The following is a 14008-nucleotide window of genomic DNA, read 5'->3' as shown; positions in this document are numbered from 1 at the left end:
CCGTTCCCGGGGAGGTAGTTCCGCATGAGTGATCTCAAGGTCCCGTTCGAAATGCTGGAGAACTTCGGCGGGGAGATGCAGTCCATCCGGGACCGGATGAACGGCACCGGCCAGGATGTCGAGAACTACGAGGACGACATGGGGGACGAGAGCGTCCGGAAGGCCCTGGAGGACTTCGTCGACAACTGGCGGGACGGCCGCAAGGAGATCGACGGCCAGCTGGAGGCCATCAAGGAGATCTCCGAGCAGGTGGTCGACACCTTCCAGACCATGGACCACGACCTGGAGTCCTCGCTGGAGGGCGACGGCTCCGAAGGCGGCGGGCAGAACCAGCCCGTCTGAGCGCCGCCCGGGCCGGGCACGCTCAGCGGTCGAGCACGCCGAGCAGGTCGGTGCCCGAGCCCAGGATCATCCCGGTGACGATGATGACCATGGTGGCCGGGACCATGAACACCAGGGTCGCCATGGTCGCCTTGGGGACGGCCCGGCTGGCCCGGCGGCGGGCGTTCTGGGCGTCGGTGCGCCGCATGTCGTTGGCGATCTGCACCAGCGTCTCGGCGATCGGCGCACCGAGCTCCTCGCCCTGCTGCAACGCCGCGACGAACTGGTTGACCGGGTCGGAGTCGTTGCGGCGGCGCAGCTGCTCGAACGCCTCGCGGCGGGAGACCCCCATGTCCATCTGGCGCAGGGTGATCTGGATCTCGTGCGACCAGGGGCCCGGGTAGCGGGCGGCGACCCGGTCCAGCGCCTGCCGGAAGCCCAGGCCCGCCGAGACCACCACGGCCATCACGTCCAGGAAGTCCGGCAGGATGCGCTCGATCTCGTCCTTGCGGGCCCGGACCGCCTGCCAGATCAGGGCGTCCGCCGCGAACAGCCCGAAGGCCAGGCCGAACAGGCCGAACAGCGGCCAGCCGGCGGCGAAGAACACCAACGCGGTGCACACGCCGAGCAGGCCGTAGACGGCGCGGCGGGCGGCATAGCGCTCGATGGTCAGGCCGTCCGGGTTGCCCGCCTGGTCGATGCGCAGGCGCTTACGCTCCACCGCCTTGGTGCCCATCAGCCGCAGCACCAGCGGGACGAACCGGATGCCCAGCCGGTCCACGGCCGATCCGGTGACCGTGGTGCGGGTGGCGCCGATCTCCAGTGCCAGTGCCAGGTCCGGGGGCAGCGGGGTGCCCGAGCGCAGCATCCGGACGGCGGCGACCACGCCGGCCACGGCGACGGCCGCGGCCAGGGCCAGCAGCAGAGCGATCATGCGGTGCGCCTCCTCGGTGTCCTCGGCGTCCTCGGCGTTCTCGGTGACTCCCATGTCCCCGGGGTCCCGGGGGCCACCGGACAGTGGCGGTGGCCGGCCGGTCCGGGCCGCGGCAGGTCAGACATCGATACGTCCGATGCGGCGGACCACCATGAACCCGACGGCGTACAGGCCCAGCGACACCAGCATGGCGATCTGGCCGCCGGTGGACCCGGTGACCCGGGACAGCGCCCCCGGTGCCATCGCGTTGATCAGCAGCAGGGCACCGAGTCCGAGCGCCGGGACGGTGACCGCGGTGGCGTTGATCTCGGCCAGCATGGTGCGCACCTCGCGGCGGGTCTCCTTGCGCTCCTCCAGCGTGCTGGTGAGGTTGCGCAGCGACTCGACGATCGCGCCGCCCGCCCGGTTGGCCAGGATCAGGGTGGCGACCAGCACGCTCAGCTCCCGGGAGGGCAGCCGCTCGCTCATCTCGTCCAGGGCCTCCTCCATGGAGCGGCCGACGGCGAGCTGGTTGGCCACCACCGCAAGTTCGGAGCCGGCCGGGTCCTCCAGCTCCTCCGCGGCCATGGACAGCGCGGTGCGCAGGGCGAGTCCGGCGGCCGTGCCGTTGGCGATCAGCCGGGCCAGCTCGGGGAGCTGGGCGATGAACTTCTCATTGCGCTTGGCGCGCTGCCAGTTGAGGTAGGCACGGCCGCCCCAGAGGCCGATCAGGGCGCACACCGGTCCGAAGAACGGGGCCAGTACCACCGCGCCGGCCAGCCACAGCGCCACGGTGATCCCGCCGACGTACACCACATACTCGCCGGGGGTGATGTCGAGACCGGTCGCGGCCAGGCGCAGCCGGAGGCCGCGCCCGAGGGAGGTGCCGCGCAGCCGCCGGTCGACGCGCTCGAAGCGGCGGCTGCGGGCGGGCAGGGAGTGCTTGGCCAGGACGGCGGCGGTGATCGGGTCGGCCGGCGCGGGGGCCGGCCCGGAGAGCCGGCGCAGCAGTTCGCGCTGCTCGGCCCGGCCGGAGGCGTAGACGACCAGGCCGGCCACGGCGACCACCGCGGCCAGCAGGGCCAGCCCGAGGGCGAGCAGGGACAGCCGGGCGGAGCTGTCGGCGGCCAGCGCGGAGACGGGAGGTACGGCCAACGGCGCGCTCAACGGCGCGCTCAACGGTGCGCTCAACGAGGCGGCCAGCGGTGCGGCGGCCATGCCGCCCATGTCGCCCATGTCAGAGGGCCTCCCTGGTGATGAGCCGGCGGTCGTCCGGCAGGACGCCGAAGGCCGCCGGCAGCGATTCGCCCGCCAGGCGGAGGCGTTCCGCCACCGCGCGCGGCAGGGGGAAGTGCCGGAAGGCGCCGGGCACCGTGCCGTCCGGGGTCATCGGCTGGGCGTCGAAGCGGGCCACGGTGGCGATCCGGAACGGCTCCCGGCCGCGGCTGGCCAGCAGCGCCACCTCTTCGATGCGCCGGGTGCCGTCGGGGTGGCGGACGAGCTGGACCAGGACGTCCACCGCGCTGTTGATCTGGTCGCGCAGCGCCTCGAAGGGGACCTGGAGTTCGGACATGGAGGCCAGGGTCTGCAGCCGCATCAGGCCGTCCTCGGCGCTGTTGGCGTGCACGGTGGCCAGCGAGCCGTCGTGGCCGGTGGACATGGCCTGGAGCATGTCCAGGGTCTCGCCGCCGCGGACCTCGCCGACGATGATGCGGTCGGGGCGCATGCGCAGGGAGTTGCGCACGAGTTCCCGGATGGTGACCTCGCCCTTGCCCTCCACATTGGGCGGCCGGGACTCCAGCCGGACCACATGGTTCTGCTGGAGCTGGAGTTCGGCGGCGTCCTCCACGGTGATGATGCGCTCGCCCGGCGGGATCAGGCCGGACAGGGCGTTCAGCAGGGTGGTCTTCCCCGAGCCGGTGCCGCCGGAGACGATCACGTTGAACTTGGCCCGTACCAGGGCGGCCAGCAGCAGCATGATCTGCTGGTCCAGGGTGCCGAAGCCGATCAGTTCGGCCAGGGTGTAGGCGCGGGGGAAGCGGCGGATGGTCAGGGAGGGGCCGGTCAGCGAGAGCGGCGGGATGATCACATTGACCCGCTCGCCGCTGGGCAGCCGGGCGTCGACCATGGGGTTGGACTCGTCCACCCGGCGGTTGACCGCCGAGACGATGCGCTCGATGGTCTGCATGAGCTGTTCCTCGGAGGCGAAGCGGAGCGGAAGCTGCTCCACCCGTCCGGCGCGCTCCACAAAGATCCGGTCCGGCCCGTTGACCATGATCTCGGTGATGGAGGCGTCCTCCAGAAGGGGTTCGAGGATGCCGAGGCCGAGCGCCTCGTCGACCACCCGCCGGATCAGCAGGGCGCGCTGCTGGGCGGAGAGCACCGGGCCCTCCCGGCTGAGGATGTGGCCGAGGACCCGCTCCAGGCGCTCGCGGCGCTCGGCCGTGCCCATGCCGGCCATTTCGGCGAGGTCGATCTCCTCCAGGAGCTTGGCGCGGTAGGTGGCGACCAGCCGGCTGTCGCCGTGGCCGGCCTCGGCGGGCTCGTCCTGGGCGGCGAGCCGGGACCTCAGGCCCATCCGGTCTCCTCGGTGGTTCGGGTTCGGTGCACAGGTGTCGGTCGTGCGGGGTGGTGGTCAGTCGCAGGGCATGGTGACGGTCTTGGCGGCGTCTCCGAGGCCGCCGAAGAACGGCAGTACGGAGGGGATGGTGACGGTGGCGGTGACGGTGACCTCGCCGTCGCCGCCGCAGCCCTCGTCCATGGTGACGCTGCCGGACAGCCAGCCGCTCATGGCCTGCTGTCCGGCCGGCTCCCAGTCCCCGGCGGTCTCCTCCACGGAGGCGACCCGGGCGGCGGCGCGGGCCCCGGAGCCGGCCTGGAGCGCGGCGAAGCCGATCAGACCGAGCTGGATACCGGCCAGCGCCACCATGATCAGGATGGGCAGCCAGCCGGCGAACTCCACGGCGGTGACACCGTCGTCCCGCCGCGCGGTTCCCCGCCGGAACACCGGGCCGCGGCGCACGCCGCCGCCTCCGCTGCCGCTGCCGCTGCCGCGCATGTCAGCCGCCCTCCCGCTCGTCGGCGGCGCCGGCCCGCCCGTCGATGGTGATCGGGGAGGAGAGCACCCCCGGGAAGAGCACCGGAACGGTCAGCACCACCTCCGCGGTGTAGACCGTGCCGTCGTCCGCGCAGGTGACGGCGGCGCTGCCCTGCCAGGCGCCGGGCAGGTCCTCCAGGGCCTTGTCCTGGCAGGCCCCGGCGCCGCCCTGGGCGGCGGCGCCCGCCCGGGCGCCCTGGTCCGCGGCGTTGCCGGCCAGCGAGAAGGTGTAGCCGATGAGGATGCCCTGCCAGATGAGGGCCATCATCAGCAGGATGTACGGGAACATCCCCACGAACTCGACCAGCACCGACCCCCGGTCCGCGGCGGCACGGCGGCCGGGACCGGGCTCAGGTCCGGGGCCGGAGCCGTCCCGCGGCAGGTCCCGGGCCCGCGTCCGGAGCCGGGGTATGACGGCAAGGGGCATCAGCGTTTCGCCTTCCGTCGGCCGCTCGCCGGAGCGGCGTCGGGGGCGCTGATCCCGATCTCGGCGGCCAGCGCCCACATGGCCCGCCGCACGCTCCCCCGGTGGTCCAGGTCCTGGATGCGGCCGGCGTCCATGGCCTCCTGCAGTTCGCGGAAGGCCGCCGGGATCACGGAGCGCGCCACCCGGGTGCCGGTGATCCGCGAGATGAGCTGCGGCTGGATATGGCTGCCGCGGCCCAGCCGGTTGACCACGGTGAGGGTCTCCTCGGCCTTGCGGATCTGCAGCCGGTCCCACATCCGCACCATGCGGTTGACGGCCCGCACGGAGATCACATCGGGGGTGGTGACCAGCAGCGCGGTGTCGGAGGCCTCCACCGCCGCGGCGGTGGCGCCGGACAGGTGCGAGCCGCAGTCCGCGATCACCACGTCATAGCGGCTGCGGACGGCGTTGAGGAGCTGCCGGACGGTGGTGTCGCTGACGTCCTCGCCGCGTTCCCCCTCGGCGGGGGCGATCAGCAGCGACAGCCCGGTCTCGTGCGGGAAGACGGCCTCGGCCAGCACCTGCGGGGTGATGTCGGCGATCCCGGAGAGATCGGCGACCGAGCGGCGGAACTGCACGTCGAAGAAGGAACCGAGGTCGCCGCAGAGCAGGTCGAGGTCGACCAGCAGCACCCGCCGGTCGCCGGGACCGCCGGCCCGGGCGGCCAGCGCGAGCTGGCAGGCCAGCAGGCTGGTGCCGACGCCGCCCTTGGCGCCGGCGACGGTCACCATCCGGGCGCCCGGCCCGGAGGTCATGGCGTCGCCCACCCCCAGGTGGCGGCGCATGCCGGCGGCCCACTGCCCGGCGGCGGTGATCCGGGCCGCCAGCTCGTCGTAGGACAGCGGCAGGCCCACCAGGCCCCGGGCGCCCGCCTCCATGGCCGCGGAGTACAGCCGGGGGGTGGGGTCGGCGGAGGCCAGCACCACACCCACCGCGGGGAAGCGCAGCGCCACCTCGCGGATCAGCTCCAGGGCGGGCAGCGGGCCCATCCGTTCGTGGATGACCACCACTTCCGGCAGGTCGGCAACGGTTTCGTGGGCTTGCGCGGCCAGCGTGTCGAGCAGGGCGGTGGAGTCCGGAACCGGCCCCAGGGGCTCGCAGCCGGGAAGCTGGCTGAGCAGCGTGACCATGGCGCGAGCGGCGTCGGGGTCGCTCACCGCCGGGAGTACGCGCGTTGTCATCGGGTTGGCACCTGCTCTCAGTCCTGCTTACTCATGGTTCTCATGGCCACGTCTGCGGGGCCCCATTCCCTGGAACATTCCCTGGATCATCCGGTGGATCATCCGGTGGATCATTCCGAGGATCCGCCGCCGAACTGCAGCGGATCGGTGTGCGGATTGCCGAGGATGTCCCCGACGATGGTGTAGGTCCACTCCTCGCGCGGGATGTCCCGCTCGTCGCCGGGGGCGACCAGGGCGAGCCGGACCTGCTCGGCGAAGGCCTCGGCGAAGGCGACCCGCTGGGCGTCCAGGTTGGTCAGCGCGAAGGTGATGGGCACCACTTCGACCTGTTCACGGTCCTCCTCGACCTCGGTGAGGTCGCCGACGTCGATGACGCGGGCGTTGTTCACCATGAGCCGGACGATCTCGATGTCCTCCTGTTCGCCGCCGTCACCGCCCAGTCTGCCGTCCTCGTCGGGCAGGTCGACGCTGTAGGCGGCGTACATGTTGATGGTGGCACCGGGATAGATCTTCCCGGCCACCCCGGTGGAGGCGTCGATCATGATGGCGATCTCCATCTCGCCCTCGGACAGATCGGGGCGGTCGGAGATCATGTCGTTCTGGAGCAGGGAGCCTTCGAGCAGCGGCCCGACGGCGACCTTGCCCTCGATCGCGGCCAGATCCCGCACGGCGGTGTCCGGCACATAGCGCTCCGGCATCGAGACCTCGCGGAACTGATCGGGACTCAGCTCCTCATAGGGCCGGATGTCCTCGGCCAGCTCATAGGCGGTGACTTCGGGCCCCACCTTGGAGCGGACGTCCCGCACCACGGCCAGGACACCGGCGAAGGCGGCGAGCGCCAGCAGTGCGGAGACGAGCAGCAGGACGGCGCCGCGCCGCTGGCGAGCGTTCATAGGGCCGGTCTCTCTCTTCCGTCGGTCTGTCGGTTGCGGAGGGCTGGTCGGTGGCGGCGCGGTGGCCGGCCGGATGTCTTCGGGAGGCTTCCCGGACGGGCGGGCGGCAAGCTCCGGCGGCTCGGCCTTCGGGCGGGCCGGGACGGGCCGGGCCGGCCGGGTCAGGTCAGGGCACGGCGTGGCACCAGGGCGGGCAGGGCCGGGGGCCGGCGGTCGGCGGGTGTCACCACCGGGGCGGCGCAGAATGCGCAGCGGTCCCCGATCAGGGCCAGGCCGCACCAGTGGCAGGTCTCCTGCCGCACCGAGCTGACCATCTGGTAGAGCGGTCCGACATCGGGGATGCCGGCCGCGAACTCGACGAGTTTGTGGGTGCCCCACCAGTGCGGGGAACGTTCCGGGAGCCGCACCGGGTGCACACCGCCGACCCGCCACCGGCGGGCCAGTTCACCCGCCACCCAGTCGCTGCCCAGGCCGCCGACGGCGTAGGTGAGGGTGGTGGCGAACTGCGGTCCGGCCAGGGTGCCCTCCCCGGTGCGGACCACCTGGGGGGTCGGCCCGGCCAGCACCACGCAGGGCCCCCCGGAGCGGGTGGCCGGCAGCGCGGGCAGCTCGACCGGCAGCTTCTCCAGGGCCCGGCCGCCGGCCAGTTGGGCGCCGGCGTAGACGTAGTGGGCCAGCAGCCGGGCGGCGGAGGCCAGCACGCCCGGGCTGAAGTCGCAGACCGAGAGCTGGCGGAGCTGGCGGACCAGCACGGCGGTGCCCAGCGGCGGCAGCGGGCCGGGCAGCAGGGCGATCCGGTCGGCCTCCAGCAGGGCGCGCACCGCGTGCAGCCGCTGGATGTGCGGCAGCGGGGTGCCGCCCGGATAGATCACGAGCAGATGACCATGGCGTTCCAGCAGTCCGGCGGTCTCGGCCAGCGCGGAGGGGAAGTCCTGCTCCGCGGGCGGGCGCAGCACATGGGCGCCGGGTGTGCGCGGATCGGCGACCGGCAGCACAAGATCGGGGCTGGTCACCGCGATTGCCATGGGCATGCGCCGCTCCCCCCGGGCCGAGCGTCCCGTGTCCGTTCCAGTGGTGCCGCCGAGTCTGCCAGTTGAGCAGCTTATCGACATCCGAGGCGAGCAGGCCAGGCCGGGCCGAACCCCGTCATGACGCCGGACCGGCACCGTCGGCCGGCCGGGAAGGCCGCGTGCCGTGGGCGGACGGCGGGCAACCCGACGGGCCTCCGTTCCGTCCTCTCCACCGAGACTGACACGCGCCGTCGCGGAGCGGGCCGCGGTAGCCGCGGAAGTTTTTTCTCCGCAGGTCAGCGGGGGACCGCACGCGGCGTCGCGGGGGAAATCCGCTCGCGACTGTCAGTGGGGCGCGCAATGCTCGGAGAGGAACCTCGAAGGGAGTGCACCATGGAGCTGGCAATCCAGGCGGAGGGCCTGGTCAAACGCTTCGGTACCACCACCGCCCTGGGCGGCGTGGATCTTCAGGTGAGGACCGGCACGGTCCTGGGCCTGCTGGGGCCGAACGGTGCGGGCAAGACGACCATGGTGCGCGTGCTGGCCACCCTGCTGCCGCCCGATGCCGGGCGGGCCACGGTCGGCGGTTACGACATCCAGGACGATGCCCACCGGGTACGCCAGCTCATCGGCCTCACCGGGCAGTACGCCTCGGTGGACGAGCAGCTCACGGGTACCGAGAATCTGCTGCTGATCGGCCGCCTGCTGGGATACGGCCGGGCGGCGGCCCGGCAGCGGGCCAAGGAGCTGCTGGAGCAGTTCCAGCTCAGCGACGCCGCGGGCCGCGCCGCCGGGACCTACTCCGGCGGCATGCGGCGCCGGCTGGATCTGGCGGCCAGCCTGGTCGGCCGCCCGCCGCTGCTGTTCCTGGACGAGCCGACCACCGGTCTGGACCCGCGGGCCCGTACCGAGCTGTGGGGGATGATCCGGTCCCTGGTCGCCGAGGGCACCACCGTGCTGCTGACCACGCAGTATCTGGAGGAGGCCGACGAGCTGGCGGAGGAGATCGTGGTGATCGACCGCGGTCGCAAGATCGCCAGTGGTTCGCCGGACGAGCTGAAGGCGAAGATCGGTGCCCAGACCCTGGCCGTCCGGCCGCTGGACGAGAGCAGGGTGCCGGCGGTGCGGGCGGCGGTTGCCGAGCTGACCGGGTCGGCCCCCGAGGTCAAGGGGAAGCTGGTCACCGCTCCGGTGGCGGATCCCGCGGTGCTGGGCGCCGTGGTGCGCCGGCTGGACGAGGAGGGCGTGGTGCTCACCGAGCTGGCGCTGCGCGGTTCCAGTCTGAACGAGGTCTTCCTCTCCCTCACCGGCCACCCCGCCGAGGAGGAAGAGGAAGACATGGTCAAGGCCGAGAAGTCCGCGTCCGGCGGTGAAGGGAGCAAGGCATGAGCAGCGTGAAGGTCCCGGCCGCGTCGGCGGCCCCCGAGGGCGGTCTGCCGCAGCGGGTGAGTCTGGCGGACGGGGTGCGGCAGAGTCTCACCCTGGCGTGGCGGACGGTGGTCCAGGTCCGGCACAACCCCTGGGAGCTGAGCGACTTCAGCATCCAGCCGATCATGTTCGTGCTGCTGTTCACCTATGTCTTCGGCGGCGCCATCGCGGGCTCGGTCAGCGACTATCTGACGTTCATGCTGCCCGGCATGGTCGCGATGAACATGCTGTTCGTGACGCTCTATGTGGGCCAGGGCCTGAACACCGACCTGACCAAGGGCGTCTTCGACCGGCTGCGGTCGCTGCCCATCGCCCGCTGGGCGCCGCTGGCCGGCCGGATCATGGCCGACCAGGTGAAGCAGCTCTGGTCCATCGTGCTGGTGCTGGGGGTGGGCATGATCCTCGGCTTCCGGCTGGAGAACGGCTTCCTCGGCCTGGCCGGCGCGGTGGTGCTGCTGCTGGTGTTCGCGCTGGCCTTCTCCTGGGTGGCGGTGCTGGTGGGCCTGACCGCCAAGGACGCCGAGCGGGTGCAGATCTTCGGCTTCACCGCGCTGTTCCCGGTGACCTTTGTCAGCAATGTGTTCGTGCCGGTGGAGACCATGCCGGGCTGGCTCCAGGCGTGGGTGGACGTCAACCCGGTGAGCATCATCGCCGACGCCTGCCGGGGGCTGATGCTGGGCGGCCCGGTGGCCACCCCGGTGCTGCAGACCCTGCTGTGGGCGGGAGCCATCGCCGCGGTGTTCGCGCCGCTGTCGGTGTGGACCTTCAAGCGCCGGGTGTGACGGCCCGGCGGCCGGCGGCCCGGAGGACGAGGATTCAGAAGACGGTGCGGATGTAGTCGGTGACCGTGCCGTCCCCGGCCACCAGGGGGATCAGCGGCCACTTCTCGAAGATGGTGCACGGGTGGGACATGCCCAGTCCCACCCAGTCACCGACCTGCGGCAGCTTCTCCTCCGGGCCGCGGACAAAGGCGTGCTGGTCGGCCAGTCTGCTCACGGTGAGCCCCGCCCCGGACCGCATCCGGCCGCCCGGCTCCCGGATGACCTGCACCTCGGGCAGGCCCAGGTCGTAGGCGACGTCCCGCTTCCCGGCGTTGACCAGCGCAAGGTCCGGCTCGGGCCGCGAGATCACCTGGGTCCACAGCCGGAAGGCGGGGAGCAGCGAGCCCTCCTGCGGGATCCGGTTGAAGGGCGTGACGGCCCGGTAGCGGCCGTCGTCGTGGCTGATGTAGGCGCCGGAGCGGAGCAGCCGGCAGACCGGCCGGGAGAGCGCGGGCAGTTCCTGGAAGACCTCGGCGACCACATCGAACCAGGCGCTGCCGCCGGCGCTGACGATCACCTCCTCGGTCTGCTGGAAGCGCCCGGCCTTGTCGAACTCCACGGCCAGCGAGACCAGCTCCCGCATCCAGCCCCGCACCCGGGAGGCGTCCGCGTCCATGAGCTCGCCCTCGTAACCGGCCACGCCGGTCAGCCGCAGTGCCGGTGCGGCGGTGACGGCGTCGGCCACCTCCGCCGCCCGGGCCACGGTGCGCACCCCGCTGCGGGCGCCCGCGGCGCCCAGCTCCACCACCACCTCCAGCGGGCGGCGCGCCCCGGCGGCGGTCAGCGCGGCGTCCATCAGCCGCACCCCGTGCACCGAGTCGGCGTAGACCACGCAGCGGAAGCCCGGATCGCGGTCCAGCTCCCGCGCCAGCCAGGCCAGGGCCGCCTCGTCCACCACCTCGTTGGCCAGGAAGATCCGCGGCACCCCGTAGGCCCGGGCCACCCGGGCCTGGTGCGGCACGGCCACGGTGATGCCCCAGGCGCCGTGGTCGAGCTGGCGCCGGAAGAGCTGTGGCGCCATGGAGGTCTTGCCGTGCGGCGCGAAGGCCAGGCCGTGGCGGCTGCAGAACCGCTCCATGGAGCGCAGATTGTGCTCCACCGCCTCGGCGGAGAGGGTGAGCACGGGAGTGGTGAATCCGCCGCGGTGCAGATTGCGGCGTTCCGCGGCCAGATCGCGGACGGTCCGGCCGTCGGCGTCCGGCGGCAGGCCCCGGAACCGGTGGTCGACGACCTCGTCCCCGAGCTTTTCGAGCGCGCTGCCGATGTGCATTTCCGGTTGGCTCGTCTCTCCGGTCGGGCCGGGCTCCCCGGCGGGCGAGGGCGGAGCGGGGGACCCCCGGCGGTTGGGCAATGGCCGATGACCTCCCCGACAAGGCGTTCGTCGCGCATGGTGCACGCGCCATGGCGGCGCGTGCAGGTCCTGTCTAACATCCGCCGATGACCTGGTCAACGGAGCCTGGTCCGGTACCGGAAACCGCCGGTCAGCGGTGGTGCCGCAGGATCCGCCCGAGGCCCAGCGCCACCCCTGTGACGGCCGCGGCGGCGGCCAGCCGCCGGGCCGCGCGCCCGCCGCCCCAGCCGCCGTGCGCGCTGCCGGCGCCGGGCGTCGGCTCGTACAGATTGCCCGCGCTGTCCGGCACCGCGCCGTCCGGGGCCGGGCCCAGCATCCGGTGCCCGCTGCGGTGCGCCATGGTCTTCTCCGCCGCGCCGGCCCACAGGCGGGCCGCCATGGCCAGCCCCCGCCCGGCGCCGCCCACCACGATCTCCGGACGCGGCGAGCGGGCCAGTTCCACGACCGCCCGAGCCACCCGTTCCGGCGGGTAGACCGGGGGCACCGGCCGGATCCGGTGGCCGGTGTAGTTGGCACCCTGGGTGAAGATCGGGGTGTCGATGCTGGACGGCAGCACGGTGCACACGCTGATGCCGTGCTCGCCGGCCAGCCACAGCTCCTGCCGCAGCCCGGCGCCCAGGGTCCGCACCGCCGCCTTGGACATGGCGTAGGAGTGCGCGAAGGGCTGGCCGGCCACCGCGACCACCGAGGAGACGTTGATCAGCGTGCCATGTCCCTGGGCACGCAGCACCGGCAGCACCGCGCGGGCCGCGTGCACCGTGCCCAGCACATTGACCTCCAGCACCCGGCGGTCGTCGGCCGCGGGCACGTCGTCGAGGCGGCCGAAGGCCACGACGGCGGCGCAGTTGACCCAGACGTCGATCCGGCCGAAGTGCGCCACGGTGCGGCGGACCAGGTCCCGCACCGCGCCGGGGTCGGTCACATCGGTGGGCAGCACCAGGATGCGTCCGCCGTCCCGGGCGCCGCGCCGCCCGGCGCACTCCCGGGCGGTCTCCCACAGCGCCTCCTCCCGGCGGGCGGCCAGCACCGGCCGGGCCCCGCGGCGGGCGAAGGCCACTGCGGTGGCCCGGCCGATGCCGCTGGACGCGCCGGTGACCACCACCACGGCGTCGCGTGCCCGCCGGCCGGGCCGCACGGCCCGGTGTACCGCCTGTTCCGGTCTGCCCGGCATGACGTGCTCCCTCCGGCCCTCCTCGGGCGCCTCCGCCTTCTTCCGCGCCCGGGTACCCGGCGTGCGGGTGCGTCCACCGCCCCCACCCGGGTGGCCGAAAACACGGAGCGCCCGGAGTTCCGGGCCCGTAGGGTGTGCAGCATGCAGGTGATTCAGTCAACAAAGCTCGCCAATGTCTGCTACGAGATCCGCGGCCCGGTTCTCGAGGAGGCCATGCGGCTGGAGGCGGCAGGTCACCGCATCCTGAAGCTGAACACCGGCAACCCCGCCGCGTTCGGCTTCGAGTGCCCGCCGGAGATCCTGGAGGACATCCTGCGGAATGTGGGCAGCGCCCACGGCTACGGCGACGCCAAGGGGCTGCTCTCCGCCCGGCGCGCCGTGCAGCAGCACTACCAGACCAAGGGCATCTATCTCTCGGTCGAGGACGTCTATCTGGGCAACGGCGTCTCCGAGCTGATCCAGATGGCCATGCAGGCGCTGCTGGACGACGGGGACGAGGTGCTGGTGCCCGCGCCGGACTATCCGCTGTGGACGGCCGCGGTGGCGCTGGCCGGCGGCACCGCCGTGCACTACCGCTGCGACGAGCAGGCCGACTGGATGCCGGACCTCGCCGACATCGAGCGGAAGATCACCGACCGCACCAAGGCGCTGGTGATCATCAACCCGAACAACCCGACCGGCGCGGTGTACACCGAGGAGATGCTGCGCGAGCTCACCGAGATCGCGCGCCGCCACCAGCTCGTGGTCTGCTCGGACGAGATCTACGACCGGATCCTCTACGACGGCGCCACCCACACCCCCACCGCGGCCATCGCCCCCGATCTGCTCACCCTGACCTTCAACGGGCTGTCCAAGAACTACCGGGTGGCCGGCTACCGCTGCGGCTGGCTCGCGGTGTGCGGCCCCAAGGACCACGCGGTCAGCTATATCGAGGGCTTGACCATCCTGGCCAACATGCGGCTGTGCGCCAATGTGCCCGCCCAGCACACGGTGGCCGCGGCGCTGGGCGGGCGGCAGTCCATCGAGCAGCTTGTGCTCCCCGGCGGACGCATCCGCGAGCAGCGCGACGTGGCCTACCGGATGCTCACCGGCATCCCCGGGGTGACCTGCGTCAAGCCCAAGGGCGCGCTCTACGCCTTCCCCCGGCTGGATCCCAAGGTCTACAAGATCAAGGACGACCGGCAGATGGTGCTCGATCTGCTGCGTGCCGAGAAGATCATGATCGTGCAGGGCACCGGCTTCAACTGGCCCGAGCCCGACCACTTCCGCATCGTCACCCTGCCCCGGGCCGAACAGCTCGCCGACGCCATCTCCCGCATCGGCGCCTTCCTGGACGGATACAGCCAGTACTGAGCA

General features: G+C 72.6%; 14 protein-coding genes. 4 read left to right on the top strand and 10 right to left on the bottom strand.

The annotated features are described in order from the left end of the window. Positions 1 to 24 precede the first annotated feature (24 nt). Positions 25 to 342, top strand: coding sequence for a hypothetical protein (locus BM242_RS01920; RefSeq protein ID WP_093836814.1), 318 nt, complete (start codon positions 25 to 27; stop codon positions 340 to 342). Positions 343 to 364: 22 nt separating this feature from the next. Here the strand turns inward: BM242_RS01920 and BM242_RS01915 are convergent, their stop codons facing one another. The 8 genes from BM242_RS01915 to BM242_RS01880 all read right to left on the bottom strand — a co-directional run bounded on the left by BM242_RS01915 (position 365) and on the right by BM242_RS01880 (position 7902). After that, positions 365 to 1255: a DUF5936 domain-containing protein gene (locus BM242_RS01915; protein ID WP_093837286.1), complete on the bottom strand. Its 891-nt coding sequence runs from the start codon at positions 1253 to 1255 to the stop codon at positions 365 to 367. Between the two features lie 117 nt (positions 1256 to 1372). Beyond that, positions 1373 to 2461 (bottom strand): type II secretion system F family protein, encoded by a 1089-nt coding sequence (locus BM242_RS01910; protein ID WP_425443803.1) that lies wholly within the window; start codon positions 2459 to 2461, stop codon positions 1373 to 1375. 10 nt (positions 2462 to 2471) lie between these two features. After that, entirely contained in the window at positions 2472 to 3812 is a 1341-nt protein-coding gene (locus BM242_RS01905; RefSeq protein WP_093836813.1) for a TadA family conjugal transfer-associated ATPase, read from the bottom strand. A 57-nt stretch (positions 3813 to 3869) separates the two neighbouring features. Then, on the bottom strand, positions 3870 to 4292 hold the full coding sequence (locus BM242_RS01900; RefSeq protein WP_093836812.1) for a TadE/TadG family type IV pilus assembly protein: 423 nt from the start codon (positions 4290 to 4292) through the stop codon (positions 3870 to 3872). A 1-nt stretch (position 4293) separates the two neighbouring features. Next, positions 4294 to 4758: a TadE/TadG family type IV pilus assembly protein gene (locus BM242_RS01895; protein ID WP_093836811.1), complete on the bottom strand. Its 465-nt coding sequence runs from the start codon at positions 4756 to 4758 to the stop codon at positions 4294 to 4296. Beyond that, positions 4758 to 5978, bottom strand: coding sequence for a CpaE/TadZ family protein (locus tag BM242_RS01890; RefSeq protein ID WP_093836810.1), 1221 nt, complete (start codon positions 5976 to 5978; stop codon positions 4758 to 4760). Before BM242_RS01890 ends, BM242_RS01895 begins: the two co-directional genes overlap by 1 nt. 110 nt (positions 5979 to 6088) lie before the next feature. Beyond that, a complete protein-coding gene (gene cpaB / locus BM242_RS01885) occupies positions 6089 to 6871 on the bottom strand; it encodes a Flp pilus assembly protein CpaB (RefSeq protein ID WP_093836809.1) in 783 nt (260 codons plus the stop codon). A 161-nt stretch (positions 6872 to 7032) separates the two neighbouring features. Continuing rightward, positions 7033 to 7902 (bottom strand): hypothetical protein, encoded by an 870-nt coding sequence (locus BM242_RS01880; RefSeq protein WP_093836808.1) that lies wholly within the window; start codon positions 7900 to 7902, stop codon positions 7033 to 7035. Positions 7903 to 8274: 372 nt separating this feature from the next. Here BM242_RS01880 and BM242_RS01875 point away from each other — a divergent pair, with 372 nt between their 5' ends. After that, positions 8275 to 9270, top strand: a complete 996-nt coding sequence (locus BM242_RS01875; protein WP_093836807.1) for an ATP-binding cassette domain-containing protein — start codon at positions 8275 to 8277, stop codon at positions 9268 to 9270. Then, on the top strand, positions 9267 to 10091 hold the full coding sequence (locus tag BM242_RS01870; RefSeq protein WP_093836806.1) for an ABC transporter permease: 825 nt from the start codon (positions 9267 to 9269) through the stop codon (positions 10089 to 10091). The genes BM242_RS01875 and BM242_RS01870 overlap by 4 nt, the downstream gene beginning before the upstream one ends. Before the next feature lie 34 nt (positions 10092 to 10125). Here the strand turns inward: BM242_RS01870 and BM242_RS01865 are convergent, their stop codons facing one another. Both BM242_RS01865 and BM242_RS01860 read right to left on the bottom strand, forming a co-directional pair. Beyond that, positions 10126 to 11400, bottom strand: a complete 1275-nt coding sequence (locus BM242_RS01865; protein ID WP_093836805.1) for an amino acid deaminase — start codon at positions 11398 to 11400, stop codon at positions 10126 to 10128. Between the two features lie 211 nt (positions 11401 to 11611). Continuing rightward, entirely contained in the window at positions 11612 to 12652 is a 1041-nt protein-coding gene (locus BM242_RS01860; RefSeq protein ID WP_093836804.1) for an SDR family NAD(P)-dependent oxidoreductase, read from the bottom strand. 141 nt (positions 12653 to 12793) lie between these two features. On the opposite strand from BM242_RS01860, the gene BM242_RS01855 reads away from it, so the two are divergent. Further along, on the top strand, positions 12794 to 14005 hold the full coding sequence (locus BM242_RS01855; protein WP_093836803.1) for a pyridoxal phosphate-dependent aminotransferase: 1212 nt from the start codon (positions 12794 to 12796) through the stop codon (positions 14003 to 14005). The last annotated feature ends 3 nt before the right edge of the window (positions 14006 to 14008 follow it).

This window comes from Streptomyces aidingensis (assembly GCF_900112355.1).
GTDB lineage: Bacteria > Actinomycetota > Actinomycetes > Streptomycetales > Streptomycetaceae > Streptomyces > Streptomyces aidingensis.
The sequence above is the reverse complement of the archived record's forward strand: the minus strand, read 5'-3'. Positions and strand labels throughout refer to the sequence as shown.